Source organism: Marinobacter salinus, assembly GCF_001854125.1.
Taxonomy (GTDB): Bacteria; Pseudomonadota; Gammaproteobacteria; order Pseudomonadales; family Oleiphilaceae; genus Marinobacter; species Marinobacter salinus.
On the sequence record NZ_CP017715.1, the window covers coordinates 3673304 to 3691688 of the forward strand.

17 protein-coding genes are annotated in these 18385 nt (G+C 56.8%); 6 read left to right on the plus strand and 11 right to left on the minus strand.

Annotated elements, in window-relative coordinates; genetic code table 11:
* Window positions 1-108 precede the first annotated feature (108 nt).
* Window positions 109-963 carry a response regulator gene (locus BKP64_RS16915; protein WP_070972750.1) on the plus strand — a complete coding sequence of 285 codons (855 nt, stop codon included), beginning with the start codon at window positions 109-111 and terminating at the stop codon, window positions 961-963.
* Here the strand turns inward: BKP64_RS16915 and phoR are convergent, their stop codons facing one another.
* The 5 genes from phoR to BKP64_RS16940 all read right to left on the minus strand — a co-directional run bounded on the left by phoR (window position 964) and on the right by BKP64_RS16940 (window position 5191).
* Complete coding sequence (phoR, locus tag BKP64_RS16920) at window positions 964-2280, minus strand: phosphate regulon sensor histidine kinase PhoR (RefSeq protein ID WP_070972752.1); 1317 nt, start codon at window positions 2278-2280, stop codon at window positions 964-966.
* A 53-nt stretch (window positions 2281-2333) separates the two neighbouring features.
* The gene (gene phoB / locus BKP64_RS16925) at window positions 2334-3026 is read right to left on the minus strand and encodes a phosphate regulon transcriptional regulator PhoB (protein ID WP_070972754.1); all 693 of its coding nucleotides are present in this window, start codon (window positions 3024-3026) and stop codon (window positions 2334-2336) included.
* Between the two features lie 76 nt (window positions 3027-3102).
* Entirely contained in the window at window positions 3103-3990 is an 888-nt protein-coding gene (ubiA, locus tag BKP64_RS16930; protein WP_070972756.1) for a 4-hydroxybenzoate octaprenyltransferase, read from the minus strand.
* An 81-nt stretch (window positions 3991-4071) separates the two neighbouring features.
* A complete protein-coding gene (locus tag BKP64_RS16935) occupies window positions 4072-4653 on the minus strand; it encodes a chorismate--pyruvate lyase family protein (protein WP_070972758.1) in 582 nt (193 codons plus the stop codon).
* The gene (locus BKP64_RS16940; protein WP_070972760.1) at window positions 4634-5191 is read right to left on the minus strand and encodes a hypoxanthine-guanine phosphoribosyltransferase; all 558 of its coding nucleotides are present in this window, start codon (window positions 5189-5191) and stop codon (window positions 4634-4636) included. The genes BKP64_RS16935 and BKP64_RS16940 overlap by 20 nt, the downstream gene beginning before the upstream one ends.
* A 281-nt stretch (window positions 5192-5472) precedes the next feature.
* Between BKP64_RS16940 and BKP64_RS16945 the strand changes: the two genes are divergently transcribed.
* The 3 genes from BKP64_RS16945 to BKP64_RS16955 all read left to right on the plus strand — a co-directional run bounded on the left by BKP64_RS16945 (window position 5473) and on the right by BKP64_RS16955 (window position 7803).
* The gene (locus tag BKP64_RS16945; RefSeq protein ID WP_048496576.1) at window positions 5473-5640 is read left to right on the plus strand and encodes a rubredoxin; all 168 of its coding nucleotides are present in this window, start codon (window positions 5473-5475) and stop codon (window positions 5638-5640) included.
* Between the two features lie 18 nt (window positions 5641-5658).
* Window positions 5659-6813 (plus strand): FAD-dependent oxidoreductase, encoded by a 1155-nt coding sequence (locus BKP64_RS16950; protein ID WP_070972762.1) that lies wholly within the window; start codon window positions 5659-5661, stop codon window positions 6811-6813.
* Window positions 6814-6948: 135 nt separating this feature from the next.
* Window positions 6949-7803 carry an acyl-CoA thioesterase gene (locus tag BKP64_RS16955; protein WP_070972763.1) on the plus strand — a complete coding sequence of 285 codons (855 nt, stop codon included), beginning with the start codon at window positions 6949-6951 and terminating at the stop codon, window positions 7801-7803.
* Window positions 7804-7807: 4 nt separating this feature from the next.
* Here BKP64_RS16955 and BKP64_RS16960 read toward each other — a convergent pair whose 3' ends face one another.
* The 3 genes from BKP64_RS16960 to BKP64_RS16970 form a co-directional block, all read right to left on the minus strand.
* The gene (locus BKP64_RS16960; protein WP_227515446.1) at window positions 7808-10315 is read right to left on the minus strand and encodes an EAL domain-containing protein; all 2508 of its coding nucleotides are present in this window, start codon (window positions 10313-10315) and stop codon (window positions 7808-7810) included.
* Window positions 10316-10459: 144 nt separating this feature from the next.
* Window positions 10460-10906: a flavodoxin gene (locus tag BKP64_RS16965; protein ID WP_070972766.1), complete on the minus strand. Its 447-nt coding sequence runs from the start codon at window positions 10904-10906 to the stop codon at window positions 10460-10462.
* Window positions 10907-10992: 86 nt separating this feature from the next.
* Window positions 10993-12090, minus strand: a complete 1098-nt coding sequence (locus BKP64_RS16970; protein ID WP_070972768.1) for a GGDEF domain-containing protein — start codon at window positions 12088-12090, stop codon at window positions 10993-10995.
* Window positions 12091-12294: 204 nt separating this feature from the next.
* Here BKP64_RS16970 and BKP64_RS16975 point away from each other — a divergent pair, with 204 nt between their 5' ends.
* The gene (locus BKP64_RS16975; protein ID WP_070972770.1) at window positions 12295-13854 is read left to right on the plus strand and encodes an inorganic phosphate transporter; all 1560 of its coding nucleotides are present in this window, start codon (window positions 12295-12297) and stop codon (window positions 13852-13854) included.
* A 97-nt stretch (window positions 13855-13951) separates the two neighbouring features.
* Complete coding sequence (locus BKP64_RS16980; RefSeq protein WP_070972772.1) at window positions 13952-14218, plus strand: hypothetical protein; 267 nt, start codon at window positions 13952-13954, stop codon at window positions 14216-14218.
* Window positions 14219-14273: 55 nt separating this feature from the next.
* Here the strand turns inward: BKP64_RS16980 and panP are convergent, their stop codons facing one another.
* From panP to BKP64_RS16995, 3 genes are all read right to left on the minus strand, one after another.
* Window positions 14274-15950 (minus strand): pyridoxal-dependent aspartate 1-decarboxylase PanP, encoded by a 1677-nt coding sequence (panP, locus tag BKP64_RS16985; protein ID WP_070972774.1) that lies wholly within the window; start codon window positions 15948-15950, stop codon window positions 14274-14276.
* 192 nt (window positions 15951-16142) lie between these two features.
* On the minus strand, window positions 16143-16580 hold the full coding sequence (locus BKP64_RS16990) for a DUF503 domain-containing protein (protein ID WP_227515447.1): 438 nt from the start codon (window positions 16578-16580) through the stop codon (window positions 16143-16145).
* A 103-nt stretch (window positions 16581-16683) separates the two neighbouring features.
* Entirely contained in the window at window positions 16684-18384 is a 1701-nt protein-coding gene (locus BKP64_RS16995) for an isovaleryl-CoA dehydrogenase (RefSeq protein ID WP_070972776.1), read from the minus strand.
* Between the last annotated feature and the right edge of the window lies 1 nt (window position 18385).

The window sequence follows — 18385 nt, forward strand, 5'->3', positions numbered from 1 at the left end:
TAGTTGTCTGGTTTGTCGTCTTTTTGTAGCAACAGGGTTTCCGGAGCCGGGCTTTGTTCTATAGTTGGTCGACATTACAGGGGTTGTCGACAACTGAAGGTCTGAGACATGGCAATGCTGAAAGCGCTGGTGGTGGACGATGCCAGCTTTGTGAGGGATCTGGTCAAGCGAACAGTGCGCCAGCGTTTCCCGGTCATCGAAACAACGGATGCCCAGAACGGCCGGCGTGCCCAGTCGCTGATGTCCCGTACGACCTTTGATCTGGTCCTGTGTGACTGGGAAATGCCGGAAATGACGGGGCTTGAGCTGTTGCAGTGGATGCGTCAGCAACCCCAGTACCAAAATGTACCGTTTATAATGATTACCAGCCGGGGCGACAAGAATCATGTCATCGAGGCCGTAAAAGAAGGTGTTTCCGAGTATCTTGGCAAGCCGTTCAGTCCCGAAGGCCTGAGCAAAAAGATCATCAAGGTGATGGGGAACAGGCTCAGGCATGCCATGAGCCAGAAAGGAAAAAGTCTGGAGGGGCCGGCAGACGCCTTCAAGGAATCTGCAACGCTGTTGACGCAAAAGCGGGAGCCCTCGCCGGAAAGCGAGAGTACGCTTTTGTCTCCGGCGGGCGAGAAGCCTGCGGCCGCCAGGAGTGCTATGAGAATGGCCTCGGTACGGTTTGCGGAAAGTACCCTGACGTCTGTTGTCAAAGACATCAACCTGACAGAGGTGCGGGTTATTGCCAAGCGGAATCAGGTGTTTCCCGGTATTCTGGATCAGGCGGTTGTTGATATCGAGACCGGAGAGGGGCAGATGGCTCGCCTGAATGGGTACGTGCATCAGCTTCAGGCAGTCGACAAGCGCCAGGACACGGATTTCGTCAGCGTTACCATCCGTTTTGTCGATGAAGATCCGCAAAAAATGGAAGACCTTTCCCGTTTTGTTGCCCGGTTCCGATCCGGAACACACTGATTACTCAGTCTTCTCCGGTACGCGTTCCACCAGCCGCTCCCGAGGGAAGTGGCAGATAAATTCGCTGCCCTCGCCGATGTGGCTGCGTATCTCCAGGTTGCCGTCGTGATTAAGCAGGACATGTTTGACGATGGCCAGACCAAGGCCTGTCCCCCCCGTGTCTTTGTGTCGGCTGGGGTCTGCCCGATAGAACCGTTCCGTCAGGCGGGGTATGTGAATTGGGTCTACGCCAATCCCGGTATCCTTGACGGACAGATGCGCACCTTCGCGATCGGCACTCCAGGTGACGGTAATATGTCCACGGGCTGGCGTGTATTTTACGGCATTAAAGATGAGGTTTGAGAACGCACTCCGCAGTTGACTTTCATCGCCCTTGAGAAGCCGGCGATCCTTCACGTTGATGGAGAACTCATGCTCTTTCTCACCACTCAGTGCCTTGGCATCGTGACAGATCTGTTCAATGAGCAGATTCACGTCGGTGGGTGAGTCGTTGACAGTCTGTTCCCCGGTTTCGATTTTCGACAGCAAGATCAGATCGGTTATCAGTGCTTCCATCCGGGATGACTGGGCTGACATTGTGTTGATGGCCCGTCGCCATTTCGGCGGCAAGTCCTCTGCGTTATCTACCAGGGTCTCGAGATACCCGCTGATGACTGTGAGTGGTGTTCGCATTTCGTGGGAAACGTTGCCCACGAAGTCCCTGCGCATCTGCTCCAGTTGATACAGGCGGGTGATATCTTTGGCTACGATCAGGCGATCGTCATCACCGAACAGGCTGATCTGGACCTGAAGGTGTATGTGGGGTTTGGCTGGAGACAGGATCTCAAGCGGTTCACGGTAATCACGGGAATCGAAGTAGGTTTTGAATGCAGGGGTGCGAATCAGGTTGTGAATGTACTGACCGTGATCCGTGTTGCGGCGGAACCCGAGCAGGTATTCCGCAGAACCGTTCCACCATTCCATGGCGCCTTTGGCGTCGGTCATGATGACGCCATCACGCATGGCATTGGTGGATTCCTGCACCCGGTTGATCTGCGCCCGTAGCCGGTCCTGGGTTCTGAGATGGCTCTGGTGCAGCTTGTGCAGGTTGTCGAAAATATCACCCCAAAGCCCGATGCTTTGGGGTGCGTCGTCAGCGGCCGCGGGATTGCCCAGCCACTGATAGAGGCGTTTGGCCTGAACCAATGTCCACCAAAGATAGACAATCAGGCCTGCGGTCAGTCCGTAAAGCGGCTGACCGAAGTAAAGCCCAACCAGGGTTGCCGCCGCCAGTCCGATGACAATGATCCGCAGGTATCGTGACCAGTTATGCTGCATCAAAAGCTGCCTTGTGTCGTGTCCGGGGCTGATGCTCAGCTGGCCGGGGTTACTTAAGCGGCTCTGGTCGAGAAGCGGTATCCGGTCCCACGAACCGTCTGAATAAGGTGGTCGTGATGGTCACCCAGCGCCTTTCGCAACCGGCGAATGTGCACGTCAACGGTACGCTCCTCTACGTATACGTTGCCACCCCAGACCTGATCGAGAAGCTGAGAGCGAGTATATACCCGTTCCTGGTGTGTCATGAAGAACTGGAGCAGACGGTATTCGGTCGGCCCCATAGTCAGTGCACCATCTTCCGTGGTGACACGATGACCTACCGGATCAAGCGTGAGCCCGTCGACTTCGATGGGGCTATCGACGCCCGGCGGTGTGGCACGGCGTAGCACGGCTTTCAGGCGCGCCACAAGCTCTCTCGGGCTGAATGGCTTGGTGATGTAGTCATCCGCCCCGACCTCAAGACCCTGGATCTTGTTGTCTTCTTCCACCTTGGCAGTAAGCATGATGATGGGAATATCTGCGGTGGCCTCGTCTTTTTTCAGGCGTCTGGCCAGCTCGACACCGCTGGTGCCCGGAAGCATCCAGTCCAGCAGAACAAGATCCGGGTGTTTGTCGACAATCAGGGCGTGGGCTTCCCGGGCGTCCGCTGCTTCTATGTAGTCGTAATCTGCCATTTCGAGGGCCACGGCGATCATTTCCCGGATAGGGGCCTCGTCATCGACGATCAGGACGGTTTTTCCAGACATAAGCTATAACCTGTGTCAGACCTTGATTTGTTGCTGACTCATTACATCGTCTAAGTATTACAAGTATATGACAGGGTCAGTGAATCATGAGATCGATGACCAGACCGGCGAATACTGAAAGTCCGGCCCAGTTGTTATTCAGGAATGCCTTGAAGCAAGGCGCCCGCTCTCGGTAGCGGGCCAGGTATTGCTGAAAGATGAACAGACTGGCCATGCCAGCCAGCCCGAGATAGTAGAAGGTGCCCAGCCCGGAACGGCTGCCCACCATGATGAGAATAAGGATCACCATGGCCTGCAAAATGCCAATGATGGCGCGATCGGCATCCCCGAACAGGATAGCGGTCGACTTGATACCGACCTTGAGATCGTCGTCCCGATCGACCATGGCATAGAAGGTGTCGTAGGCCACGGTCCAGAGTACGTTGGCCGTGAACAGCAGCCAGGTTACCTGACTGAGTTCGTTGGCCTGAGCCGCCCAGGCCATGGGAATTGCCCAGGAAAAGGCGATGCCGAGAAACAGCTGTGGCAAATGCGTGTAGCGTTTCATGAAGGGATAAATAAACGCCAGCAGGGCACCGCCAAAGGAGAGATACAGGGTCAGGGTGTTGGTGAACAGAACAACCATCAGAAAAGAAATCAGGCACAGACCGGCGAACAGTGCGATCGCTTCCCAGGCTTTTATGCGGCCCGCGGTGAGCGGGCGATCCTTGGTGCGTTTTACGTGCCGGTCCCAATCCCGGTCAGCAAAGTCGTTGATGGCACAACCGGCGGCTCGCATGAAGAAAACGCCAAGCGTGAAAATGATGATGTTGCCAATGTCGGGGTTGCCATCGCCAGCCAGCCACAGCGCCCAGAAAGTTGGCCATAACAGCAAGAGACTGCCGATCGGGCGGTCAATTCTCAGCAGCCTTGCGTACTCTGAAATCCGGGCCTGGACAGGGTCGGGCATGACATTGGGAAGCATAGAGCGTATCCATTCGGTAGCGCGCATGGGTGAAACTGCAGGGATTATAGCCACTGGCAGGATGCTGTTGAAAGGCTGCTGCTAGCAATAGAGAGCGGGGAGAAAGTATTCACCAACCAGCAGGGATTTGCCTGAGTTTGAAAAAACCGACCGGCGGGCAATCCGGGGTTGGCCCGGAATGGTGTTGTTGCAGAGACCCGTTTCCAGCGGCCCACGCTGCCAGTCCGGGTTGCTGAAGAGGTAGGCACCCAGCGGTTTGTTGCCAAGATATCGCAGGCGTCGGCCTTTACCTTCAAGGCAGGCCAAAGGAATGATGGTCCTTGCCAGCACCCAGGGACTGTCATCGCCGCACAGACGGACTTCGCGAATCCAGGCAAATTGCCGGAAGGGAATGCCCAGATGCATGGCCTCCTCCCGTGTTGGGAGGGAGAAGCCCTCGTACCCTACTTCAACATGGAATGATCGGGCACACCGTCTCTGCAGCGCCCGGGTGAAGGACCCCTCCACTTGCAGCCAGTAACGGGCAGGCCCGTGTACGTCGGGATTTCTCAGCCCGGCAGCAGCGAGGGAGCGGTACCAGTTTGTGGGAGGGATGCTGAGGCATCGCCTGTCCAGGACATCGTTTGCCTGCCCCCCGGCGATGTCAAAGTCCCTTAACGGCATAAATACCGGGGGCGTTGCGCCAGTAGCCTTTGTAATCCATGCCGTAACCGAACAGGAAACGGTCTTCCACTTCAAGCCCGGTGAAATCGGCTTTCAGATCTGGCTTTGCCTTGCGATCGTGCTTTTTATCCACCAGTACAGCGGTGAGGACTTCTTTGGCGCCGTGAGCCCGGCAGTAATCTGCAATGGCACAGAGAGTCGTACCTTCGTCAAGGATATCGTCCAGAATGAGCACGGTTCGACCGTTCATGTCGGCTTCGGGGCGAAGCTTCCATTCAAGGATTCCGCCCGTGGTTTCCTGGCGGTAGCGGGTGGCATGGAGGTATTCCGCCTGGACCGGAAACTTGAGCTGGGGCAGAAGCTGCCCGGTGAGAATAAGCCCGCCATTCATTACACAGAACAGCAGGGGGTTGCTGTTGCTGAGGCGGGCAGCGATATCGTCAGCCATGTTTCGGATGGCAGCCTGCACTTGCTGTTCATTCACCAGGCAGTCGGCTTCGGCCATAACCTGATTCAATTCAGCGACGGTATCGGTCATAACGGTCGGATCCTGTCATAAAACGGGCGATTATACCGGAGAGAGGACGTGGAAGGGAGGGGAGTCGGGAGCCCGCGGATCTGTAATTGTGGCTATTGGCAGAAAACTCCGGGAATGTTCGTCCGCCCCGGCATTGGTCAATCCCGGAGCGATGGGTATGATGGCCTCCTGACCTTTCAGTCCCGGGTGTGATGTCTTTGGCCCGGGAAACCTGATCAAGCGCTTGCCTGTGTGATTGTCAGACAATTACCATGGCGTCGGAATACATATGGAGAGTGAGTATGAAGAAGTGGCAGTGTGTGGTTTGCGGCCTCATTTACGACGAGGCGGAAGGGTGGCCGGAAGACGGTATTGAGCCGGGTACCAAGTGGGAAGATGTACCAGAAGACTGGGTGTGCCCAGACTGTGGTGTGGGCAAGGAAGACTTTGAAATGATAGAAATTAGCTGATTTCCACGGAGTAAGGTTATGACTGAGCATGCCCCCATTGTCATTGTCGGCACCGGCTTGTCCGGTTATTCACTGGCGAGAGAAATTCGTAAACAGGACAAGGCCACACCGATCATGATGGTGACGGCCGATGATGGGGTCAGTTATTCCAAACCCATGCTGTCCACGGGCTTTACCAAGGACAAGGATGCGGACGGGCTTGCCCAGGCATCCACTGATGCGATGGCGGAGCAGCTTGGCCTGCAACTGCGGACCTTCACGACGGTCACTGGCATTGATCCTGAGGCCCATGAACTGATTCTGGGGGATGAACGGCTCAAATACAGCAAGCTTGTGCTGGCCTGGGGCGCGGATGTGATTCGACTTTCCATCGATGGCGATGGCCAGGAGCATGTGTTTTCCATCAATGACCTGCTGGATTACCGGGCTTTCCGGAAAGCCCGGGCTGGCGGCCGACGCGTGGCCATCATGGGAGCGGGGCTGATTGGCTGTGAGTTCGCCAACGACCTTCGTAACGGAGGTTACGAGGTGGATGTTATTGCACCGTCCGAAGCGGTGATGCCGGGGTTGTTGCCGGGCGCTGCCGCGGATGCAGTTCAGGCCGAACTGGAAAATCTGGGTGTTCGGTTCCATCTGGAAACCGTGGTTGAACGGATCAACCGTGCCGGTGACGGCGTGAGTCTCACCCTTGCCAATGGCGAGACGGTTGACGCTGACTTGGTGATATCTGCAGTTGGCCTGCACCCTCGCATTGGGCTTGCGGAAGCAGCTGGCATCGAAACCGGGCGCGGAATCGTAGTCAATCGTGCTCTGGAGACCTCGGCAAGAGATATCTACGCCATGGGCGACTGCGCCGAGGTGGATGGTCATGTACTGCTTTATGTTCTGCCTTTGATGGCCTGTGCCCGGGCATTGGCGAAAACACTGACTGGAGAGCGCACTGAGGTTAGCTACGGAACAATGCCGGTAATGATCAAGACGCCCTGCTGTCCTGCGGCCGTTTGTCCGCCACCACCCGAGGCCGATGGTCGCTGGGAGGTGGAGCAGGACGGTACCGATGTGAAAGCGCTTTTTCTCAACGGGAACGGTGAAATTCTCGGTTTCGCGGTAACGGGCCGTTTCGCGGTTGAAAAACAGGCACTGTCAAAAGAAGTGCCGCCTATCCATGGCTGATGTCCGTCTTCAAGATTGTCCCCCGTACCTCTCGGGGGGGCTGATCTGGCTGTACCTTCGTTGCTTTTCATTGCGAAAATATCCGGCTTGAGGTAGAAAACTCATTCGTGTGCTAACGAACTGACAGGAGCAGGCATGCTTGAGGTAACTAAAAAGCTGGTGAATTTGCTGGATCTTTCGCCTATTGGTGATGATCATTTTCAGGGCGACAGTGAAGACCTGGGTTTTCCTAACGTGTTCGGTGGCCAGGTTCTGGGTCAGGCATTGATGGCTGCCAGCAGAACCGTGGAGGGCCGGCCATGTCATTCTCTGCACGCCTATTTCCTCCGCCCTGGCAACCACAGCATGCCTATCGATTATGAGGTTCAGCGGGTGCGTGACGGCGGTAGCTTTTCTGTTCGGCGGGTTATTGCCCGTCAGGCTGGCAAGGAAATCCTGACCGGCTCCATGTCGTTCCAGGTCGAGGAAGAGGGCTTCGAGCATCAGTTCGAAATGCCGGATGCCCCGGCCCCTGAGACTCTGAAGTCCGAGCATGAATGGGGCAAACTTATCGCCCCACACGCGCCCGAGAAAATGCGGAAGTCCCTGACTCGGGACCGGCCTATTGAGATTCGTCCGGTGGATCCGGTGAACCCCTTCAAGCCCGAAAAACGACCGCCCCACAAGCAGAGCTGGTTCCGGGCCCAGGGACAGCTGCCGGATGATCCGGTTCTGCATCAGTGCCTGCTGACTTACGCCTCTGATTTTCATTTTCTCGGAACGTCTCTCAACCCTCATGGCGTGACGTTCAATACCCGAAATCTGCAGGTGGCCAGCCTTGATCATGCGATCTGGTTTCATCGCGAATTTCGAATGGACGAATGGCTTCTTTACGACAAGGACAGCCCCAGTGCGTCTGCAGGGCGCGGGTTCAATCGAGGTAACTTTTTCAATCAGAACGGCGTGCTGGTGGCGTCCACCACGCAAGAAGCACTGATCCGTCAGCGTTGACCTGTCAGCCCAGCATCCGTTGCTGGCTACCCGAATCACGTAGCCAGTCAAGCATTTCATCAAAAGGCAGTGGTGGCGTGAGCAGATACCCCTGGATCATGTCGCAGCCCATGTCCCGCAAAAGCTCAGCTGTGATTTCATCTTCGACACCTTCGGCCACCACCTGGTAACCTAGGCTGTGGCACATGTCGATGGTGGTCTGGACAATCACACGGTATTCCGACTGACTGGCAAGGTCCGAGACCAGTGACCTGTCTATTTTTATTTCACTGGCCGGAAGTTGTTTGATGTAAGACAGTGAGGAGTAGCCGGAGCCGAAATCATCTATGGATATTGGGATACCAGCGGCGCTGAGCGAATTGAGTGCCGTCAGCGAGTTGGCTGGATCCTGCATCATTGAGGTTTCAGTCACCTCAAAGGTGACAGTGCCCTCGTGGGTGTGAAATCGACTCATCAGTCGCTGCACAAAAAGCGGAAAATCCGGTTCTCTCAAGTTGTTGGGAGAAATGTTTACCGACATGCCCAGCTCCCACCCGTGCTCCATCAATCGTGTTCGCAGACTCAGAGATTGCTCCAGAACCCAGCGGGTAAGGGGGTTGATCAGCCCCGTTTGCTCGGCAAGAATCACGATTTCGTCTGGCCGAACCGTTTGTGCTCGCTCTGGCCAGCGAATCAGGGCCTCCAGGCCGACGACTTGCCCGGTTTTCAGCGACAGTTTGGGTTGCAGGAATAACGCAAGATCGTTGTTTTGGAGCGCATGGCGGAGTTCCGACACCAAGGTCAGGCGATCAGCGCTGTAGGAGTCCCTCGAAGGCTTGTAATAGGCCATGCCCCGCTCCCGAGCATGGTCTGAACTCTCCGCAATGGCGGCCCTGCGTATCAAAGTGTTGGCGTCCGTCCCGTGCTCGGGGAAAACCGCGATGCCAACCTGGGGGTCCAGAGGCACTTGCATGCCGAGGTACTCAATTGGGTAGTGGAGGTCGTCCAGCCCCCGGATGATGGCCCGGGGGGCAGCTTCGCCCAGGTCGGCATCAACAGCAAAGGCAAAGGTCTGTGGATCCAGAGACGCCAGAAAGAAGCTCCTGGTGTCGTTCTGTTCCACTGGAATGGCGCCGGGGATATCGCGAATCACGGTGTTGCAGTGTTTGGACGCCAGCTCAAGGACGCGGTCACTGTTGCTATGTCCCAGCGTCTTGGTCACAGACTGGAGGTTGCTCAGGTGGATGATGCCTACGGCATAGCGCTTATCCGGACATCGCATCATCAGATCGTTGAGCATCATTTCAAAGCTGGCGCGGTTCGGAAATCCCGTTAATGGGTTATGCAGGGCGTGATCCATCAGTTTCAGCTCGGCTGAACGCCTCGCCGCCATCGCCAGGAGCTCCGCTTCCCGGGCCTCTACTCTATCCTGTCGATGTTGGTAGAGACGTGCCGCAAGCGCAAGAGTGAGCAGGATAGCCTCAAGCGCAGACCCGATCTGCATGCCATACATGGTGATGAAGGTATTCGGGAGGAAGCCATACTTGCTGGCAGCGGTAATGGCGCTGCCCAGTGTCAATGCCCCCCAGGCCAGAGTGTAGTAGCCGGCCTGGGGATTCCGGCGAACCCACTGCAGTGGGCCAAGTGCTGTTAGCAACAGGCAGCTTGGAATGGCCAGTGCCACGGTGAGGCGGCTGCCGGTGCTGTAATCGGTAAAAAAGGTAATAAGTGCGACGATGGCATTAAGGCTAATGGTAAACAGGACCAGCCGATTGAGTGCCGGTGCTGTGGCTTTGAGTTTGAGAAAGGATCGCGAGAACAGAAGCGAGAACAGCATCGCGAACGGCACCGTCAGCAGCATCGCCTGATTCTGTGTGGCGGGGCTGCCAGGCCAGAACAACTGGAAGGTTGTGCCATTCAGGCTGCCGATAAGAAGCAGATACCCCAGTGTAGAAAGCACATACAGCAGATACACATGCTCTCGCAGGGCAACAAAAATGAACAAATTGAAGCAGATAACAGTAATCAGAATGCCATAGTAGACCGCGTGCAGCTGGCTTTCCGTCAAAGAACTTTCGAAGAACGACTGTGCGTTCCACAACCGCAGCGGAATCTGCATGGCTCCCTGTGTTTCGACTTCCAGCAGGACGTGGTAGTCGTGACCAGACTTGCGTTCGAATGGAAAAAGGAAATGGGGGTGGAGAATCGGGCGCTGACTGAACGGATACTGGTCCCCGGTTATGACGCGTCGGGCCAGTTGGCCGTCCTCCAGCAGGTAGAACGTGAGCTTGTCCAGCTGCGAATACCGGACTTCCAGGAGGTTGATTGAGGCAGGGCCGGCGACCTGGATCCGTAACCAGAGAGTGTCCCGGATATAACCGAAATTGGGGCTGTTCGACGTTAACGCCTGCCATCGATCAGACGCGAAGGCCTCCTCATAGGTAAGGTTTTCATCAGGGGCTTGCCGGATAAAATCGATGTCAGGAGTATAGGAAACCTCTGCCCCGATGCATGAGGCGGAGAGGCCTGACAATAGAATTACAGCTATCAGAAGCCTGGACCAAGGGGATCGGTTCACTGGACACCGTTTTTTTCGTTATGACCCCGATTATGGCGTGTCGCCAATGGTGGCTCAAGCGTCAACAGCCGATGTTTGTGCGCTTTGTGTTACTTTGCGTCACAGCTGCCCAAGCCAATCCCTGACCCAGGGCAACGCCTCGCTCTCCGGTTCCATGGTTTCCAGGGCATCAATTTTCAGGGTACTACCGACCTTCCTGGCCGCCGTTTCATAGAGCGCCTCTTCCATCAGGTTTCCTGCGCCACAGAAGGTATCGCCGTAGGAGCTGTCGCCCAGGACAATGATGCCGAAGGGCCGACCCGGTTGCTGGGGTAACTGGTCTCGCAGGGTGGCGTAAAATGGCAGCAGGTTGGGTGGGATTTCACCTTGCCCGGTGGTAGACGTGCATACCAGGAGAGCATCATCGTTGCTGGTTATGTCCTCCAGTACCGGATTTTCGAGCACCGTGGTCGAGTGCCCCTCGGACTCAAGGTTTTTCTTGATTTCCCGGGCAGTCACCAGCGCGCCACCATAAACACTGCCCACCAGAATGCGTATGCCTGTCATGTTATTTCCGTCCGCCTGTTATACCCCGATTGTTGCAGGGGGAAGTTGACGACCGATCATAATGGCAGGCAACGGGTTACTCAAGTTCAGGCCCGGTCGGCCTCGTTCGCGATATGGCTTCGGACGCGCGGAGCGATGCGGTTACGGCCGGCTTCTTTGGCGCTGTAAAGGTTGACGTCGGCCTGTTTGAGTAGGTCATCTACCGAGCAGGCCTTGGCGATTGAGCAGACACCAGCACTAATGGTCACTGGCAGCCTTGAGTCCCGGAATGAAAATACCGTTCTGGCAGTCTCTGATCGCAGCCGCTCGGCAAGAGTCAGGGCCTGAAGCAAGGATGTGTCGGGCAACAATATAAGAAACTCCTCACCACCCCAGCGTGCTGCGATATCTGTCTGACGAATGATGGTTTGCATCAGTGCCGAGAATGTCCGGAGTACATCGTCGCCGGCATCGTGACCGAACTGGTCGTTAATACTTTTAAACAGATCCAGATCGATCAGAACAATGGAAAAGTGGTGCCCGGAACGCTGGTAGCGGGAGAATTCACTCAGCAGCCGGTTTTGCATGTCGCGCCGGTTGGACAGGCCGGTAAGCTCATCCGTTTTGGCTGCGTATTCGTGGTTTTCCGCCAGCTCAACCAACTCATTCCGGGCTTTCAGTCTGCTCGCCTCAAGGACAAAGCACAGAATGGACTCGAAGGTCAGTGTGGCAAAAAACCGGATCTTGAAATCCATACTGTATTCGGCGGTGATCAGGGGCAACCCCGGAAACTGGAACACGATTACTGCAATCAGGTAGCAGAACAGCAGGACTGCGGTTCCGGTTTTCAGGTCGGTCAGAAAGAAAAGCAGCGGTGGGAATACATAAAACCACAGGGGTCCCGTGTTGCTTTCTCCGCCCGACGCAATCAGATACATGAAAAGAAGCCCTACGACCGAAAGCAGCCCTCCTATTTGCCGGGAGCGATTACCGCTTTTGGCGAAGTAAGCCATGTTGGCGGCAACCAGGAGGACAAAGGACCAGAGCACCCAGGCATGGGTATGGTGTCCTGCGAACCAGGCCTTGCTGCCGATGCCGATAAGAAAGCTGATGGCCATTATCGAAAGCCAGGTCAGCAGTCGGGAAACCTGTGCCTCCTCGCGCGCGCCAGCTGCCTGATGACTGGTTGAGGTCGTTACGGTCATGGGAGCCTTGTGCGAATTCTTGTAGTTTTGACACTCTTTCCGGGATTATGAGTCAATTCCCTGTGGCTTTGCATCCCTTCGGTGTAATTGTGTGACTTGATCGCATTCTGGGCCTATTGTTTCAATTTTATGTCAAAGATTTTATAGTTGCGGCGCGTTACTCCGATCGTTATCCCACTCAGACCAAACGAGACCTTATCTGTTATGGCCCGTTCAAGCGGATTTCTGGACACTATCCTTACCAGCCCTTCCACGGAGCGATACAGGGTCGGGATCAGCCTTCTGTTTCTCCTCGGCATCTGGTTGACCGTTGGTGCTTTCAGCGAAGGAACACCCAATAGCATGCTGCTTATGGCAGCCGCCGTTATTGGCGGCTACATGGCCATTAATATCGGGGCCAACGACGTGGCCAACAATGTTGGTCCTGCGGTCGGTTCCGGTGCGCTGTCGTTGGGGGCAGCGGTTGTTCTGGCTGCCATCTTTGAATCATCCGGAGCCTTGATTGCAGGCGGGGAAGTGGTGTCCACCATCAAGGGTGGCATCATTGATCCGTCATCACTTGGGGACGGGCCGGCCTTTGTCTGGCTGATGACAGCGGCTCTTCTCGCTGGCGCGCTTTGGCTCAATCTGGCTACCTGGATGGGCGCCCCTGTTTCCACAACACACTCCATCGTAGGGGGTGTGCTCGGCGCCGGCGTTGCGGCTGGTGGTTGGGGAATTGCAGACTGGGCTGTGATGGGAAAGATTGCCGCCAGCTGGGTTATTTCTCCGGTTCTGGGGGGCGCTCTCGCTGCTCTCTTCCTGCTGATGATCAAAAAGTCAGTGCTTTATCGGCAGGATGTTGTGCCGGCAGCACGCACCTTTGTGCCCTGGCTGGTGGCGATCATGGCCTGGGCTTTTGGTACCTACCTGATGGTCAAGGGCGTAAAGAAAATCGTCAAGGTGGATTTTCTTGAGGCTTCCCTGGTTGGCCTGGCAGCGGCCGCCGTTGTTTTTGTGGTGGTTCGAGCCATGGTAAACCGCCGCGCGGCGACCATGGAAAACAGTCCGAGTGGCGTGAGTGCACTGTTCACCTGGCCTCTCATCTTTGCGGCGGCTCTGTTGAGCTTTGCCCATGGCGCCAATGACGTGGCCAATGCTATCGGGCCGTTGGCCGCCATTAATGATGCGTTGTCATCGGGAAGTGTGGTGACGTCTGCCAGCATTCCTCTTTGGGTCATGATGGTTGGCGCGCTGGGGCTGGCGGTAGGCCTGATGCTGTTTGGCCCGCGTCTGATCAAGACTGTAGGTAGCGAAATTACCGAGTTGGATAAAACCCGTGCATTTTGCGTGGCGCTTTCGGCGGCCCTGACCGTCATTCTTGCCTCTCAGCTTGGTTTGCCCGTGAGTTCTACTCATATCGCCATTGGTGGCGTGTTTGGAGTCGGGTTCCTGAGAGAGTATCTGAAGTCCAATTATGCAACCCAACTGCACAAGATCATGGAGCATCATGGCCCGGACGAGCAGGAGCGCCTCAGGCCCTTCCTGGACGACTTCCGCAATGCGTCCGTGGAGGAAATGGAAAGTCTGCTCCAACAGGCCAAGAAGAAAAAACAGGTACCCCTGTCGAAATCCGAGCGCAAGCGTCTGAAAAAAATCTATCGGGAAGAGATGGTCAAACGTTCTCACCTGGTAAAGATTGCGGCGGCCTGGATTGTCACTGTGCCCGCCTCTGCCATTATGGCGGCAATTCTGTTCTTCACGCTGCGCGGTTTGCTGATCTGATTCCTATGGCTGGTTGCAACCAGCCATATTGGCCATACTATTCTGGTAATGTGGGGTCCTTGACCCCCCTTGCATCCATTTTTCCGGGGAATGAAGTATGAGTACATCTGTTGAGAGCCGTCAGGCCAAGATGATCGATGAGCTGCGAGTGTTCATCAAGAAGGTGTTGAGCGAGCCGACGATCGCCGTCAAATCCATGGAGATTGCCCGGAAGCATCGCAATGAGCCGAATGCTAACGAGATCATTGCCCGGGAAATCAGCGCGAACACTACCATCCGGATTCCGGAGAGCTGGAGTGAGGCGGATCATATGTTCCTCGATATCATCCACGAAGTGCTGGACGACGAAGAAGCGCTTTACTGAGGCTGCCGCCAAGTTTGCCTCCCTTGCAGTTTTACACAGACAGGCCTACTTCAGTTCAGGCCTGTCTGGCACCTGGCTGGTGCTGCTTCAGTACCGCATCGGCCATCTGGTGCAGAATGCTCATCTCGTCCTGAATCCCTTCTTCCGCTGACAGTTCCCGCTGCTCAGCCAGAATGTCCGTCAGAATCTCCCTCGTGGTCAGCGGGTTTGCCAGCACCACCCGGAAAACGATACAGGGGAAGTGGTAGTAGCGGGACGGTTCCAGGCGCGTCCGTGAGACGAAAGCCTTGCCCCGCTCCCGCTGGGTTTTCTGGATGAACTTGGTGATGCGGTTCAGGCAGGTGTTGAGCTTCTCCGCCTGCAAAGGGTCCGCTATGGCCAGGGCCTGCTGGACATTCTCCGGGCAGTAGCGGTAGGTGAGGATGTTCAGCTCTGGCCGGGTAACCAGTTCAAAGTCTGGTTCTGCGTCAATTAGCCCGGCAAAGGTCCGGGCCTTTTCGATGCCCTGGTCTATCAGAATCTCGTAGCCTTCCCGAGCCAGAATCTTCAGCCCCGAATGAATCAGCATGGACATGCCCGGACGGGAACCCTCCAGGGTCGTGCTGCCCAGGTCCCGCGAGCCTTTCCGGATGATGTATTGGGCATGATGCTCGACCGCACTGGCGAGGCTAGGGTCCTTGAAGACCACAAGGCCCACGCCCATGGGCACATAAAGCTGTTTGTGGGCGTCGAAGGTGACCGAGTCGGCCTTCTCGATGCCCCGCAGCAGGTGCTTGTGGGTTCGGGAGAACAGGGTCGGGCCGCCCCAGGCTGCATCTACATGAAAATGGGCGCCAAATTCCCGGGCGATGTCCGCCATTCCGTCGAGCGGGTCTACGTTGCCGGTTTCGGTGGTGCCGGCCACCCCGCAGATCGCCATGACCTTGATCTTCTGGCGCTGCAGTTCCAGGCACTTGTCGCGCAGGGCGTCGGGCTGGATGCGGTTTTCATCGTCCGTCTCTACCGGCACCAGAGACTCCCGGCCCAAGCCGAGTACATCTGCGGCTTTGCGCAGGGAGTAATGGCCCCGGCGGGATACCACGATCGCCGCACCTTCGTAGCCATAGTATTTCAGGGCCCGGAACAAGCCTTCCTGATGCAGGCCGCGGAAACTGCCTTCGGCCGGGAAGGCGCGGTTGCGTGCGACCCAGAGTGCCGTCAGGTTGGCAATGGTGCCGCCAGAGCACATGGCGCCCAAGGCATAGCGGGGGTTGTGCATCCATTTTCGGTAAAAGGCGCCATCTTCCTCGTACACGAGGCGGTGAATCATGCCCAGGACCTGCCGTTCCATTGGGGTGAACGCTTTGGACGTCTCCGTCTTCACCAGGTTCTGGTTCAGCGCGATCATGATCTTGGACAAAGGCAGCATGAAATACGGCAGTGCCGAGGTCATGTGTCCGATAAATGCGGGGGAGGCGGTATGAACGGAATTGGCGACCAGCTTATCCAGGAGAAACTGGGCCTGCTCGGACACGAACACGGGTTTTTCAGGGATCGCATAGTCGGAGAAGTCTTTCTCGACGTCCGACAGATCCCGTTCAACCGCGACAATATGCTCCTGCAGGAACCCTGCAAGATTGCTGGAGATGTTCTGGTCGATCCGGCTCAGCGTCGATTCCGGCGCCTCTGGCACCGTGAACACGCGATACATGGCCTCGACTGAGGCCTGAGCGGATTTTTTCTTTCCGGTCATAGGCACCACACATAATAAGTGGTCATCCGCAGGGCCGGCTCCGGATGCCCAAACGGATACAGCCGGAATAGGTGTCCGGCATCGAAAACTGGCCGCCTGTCGCTGGCAGGCGTATTGGCATCCCTGAGGGGGCGTAGTATACGGCGTGGTGAAGCGTTACGCTACAGGCCCCATCCCGGTGCGTTTCGGGGGTCAGAGAATTTCCCGGTGTATATCCAGTATGGCAGCATCGACCCGATCCTGGATGGCTTTCTCCACCTGGTCGAGGCGCTGGGTGATCTGCTGGGAGGAAGTGCCCAGGGCGGCGATGGTCCAGGTGGCGCAATCAAGGGCGTCCTGATCGGCTGTTTCCGCCACGGCCAGGTCGGATTCCTTGCCCCAGACGGCCTTCAGGGCTGTGAAGACCTTGCGTTTGGCTTTGAGGTCTTCGCAGCCATAAAGCTGGAAATGCAGGGTCAGGACACCTACGTGGGGCGTGATAGCGGTTTGTTGAGGCGTGTTGCCTTCTTTAAGCAGTTTTCTCAGAGCTTCAGACATGGATGTTCCGGCTTTGGTGCTGGAACCGGCGGAAACGGCCTTTCCAAAACACGCTCCTTGCGGCACATCCATGTGGCGCTTGGGCTCCGCCATCCATGGCTCCGCACAGTTTTGGAAAGCCCGTTTCCGCCGGTTCGCGAACAGTTCAGTTGGTGTCCGCAGGGCTGGTTCGATAATGACCCTGAGGACGCCTTTGCTAGCCTACTACAGGCGTTGCCCGTTTGATAATGGCTACCGGATCGGTGGCTGAGGGCAGGTTGCCGTAGTTCATGCCGCCTCCCGACTGCAGACGTGAGGCGCAGAACGCGTCTGCCACGGCTTTGTCCGAGTGGCGAAGCAGCAGGGAGGCCTGCATGGTCAGGGCCATTCGGTCGACCAGATTGCGCGCCCGGTACTGGAAATCGCTGATATCGGCGAAGTCGTGCTGAAGCTGGGCCAGAAACTGGTCAAAGCGGCGGTCGGCGCCTTTTGCTTCGGCAGCTTCGTGGAAGAAGGCGTCCAGGGTTTCCGGTTCTTTTTGCAGGGCTCGAAGGGTGTCGAGGCACTGGACGTTGCCGCTGCCTTCCCAGATGGCGTTGACCGGTGACTCCCGGAACAGGCGGGGCATGATGCAGTCCTCCATTACGCCGCTGCCACCGATGCATTCCATGGCTTCGTAGGCGTGGTTCGGAGCACGTTTGCAGATCCAGTATTTGCCGACCGGGGTGGCAAGGCGGGACAGCAGGCGTTCGTGTTCCCGGTCCTGGTTGTCCAGAGCGCGGGCAATGCGCATGGTGTAAGCGAGCGCGGCTTCACTTTCGAGCGCCAGGTCGGCGAGAACGTTCTGCATCAGCGGCTGTTCGATCAGGCGGTTGCCGAAAGCGCTGCGGTGGCGGCAGTGATGTGTGGCCTGAGCCACGGCCTGACGCATGCCGGCGGAACTGCCGATCATGCAGTCGAAACGGGTCATGGCGACCATTTCAATAATGGTGGGAACGCCCCGGCCCTCCTCTCCGACCATCCAGGCAAGCGCACCGCGTAACTCTGCCTCACTTGAGGCGTTGGCGACGTTGCCCATTTTGTTTTTCAGGCGCTGAACCTGCCAGGGGTTCTTGCTGCCATCCGGGCGCCAGCGGGGCATCAGGAAGCAGGACAGGCCGCCGCGCGTCTGCGCCAGCACAAGGAAAGCGTCGCACATGGGAGCAGACACAAACCATTTGTGACCAACAAGTTCATACGCCTGACCCGGCCCTTCCGCTCCGACTGGCCAGGCTTTGGTCGTATTGGCGCGAACGTCGCTGCCGCCCTGTTTTTCAGTCATGGCCATGCCAATAGTGACCGAGGCTTTCTGGCTATCCGGAACATTGCGGGGGTCGTAGCTATTGGCCAGGATACGATGCTCCCACGCCTTTGCCAGTTCCGGCTGTTTCCGGATGGACGGAATGGCCGCAAAGGTCATGGTGACCGGGCAGCAATGGGCCGCCTCTACCTGGGAGTGCATGTAGTACTTGGCGGCACGGGCCACATGGGCGCCCGTGCCCGGGTGGGTCCAGGGGCTGCTGTGCAGGCCGTTTTCCAGGGCGATGTTCATCAGCTCATGATAGGCAGGATGAAAATCCACCTCGTCAATGCGATGGCCGAACCGGTCGTTGGGGCTGAAAGCCGGCTTGTTGTTATTGGCGCGGAAACCCAGATCAATGGTTGTTGCGGTACCGGCGAGTGCACCAAACCGCCTCAACTCATCCGTTGCGGCGGTGGCGCCCTCTCTGTTTGTGGCTTCCTGAAGAGCCGTGTCCTGGTCGAAGAGATTGTAGTTCTCCAGGGCAGGGGGCTGGTTGAATACCTCGTGGGTGGTCGCCAGGTAACGGTCTTCGGCTGAACTCGTGGAGGTTTCGGGGTAAAGCTGCCCTGGCTTCATG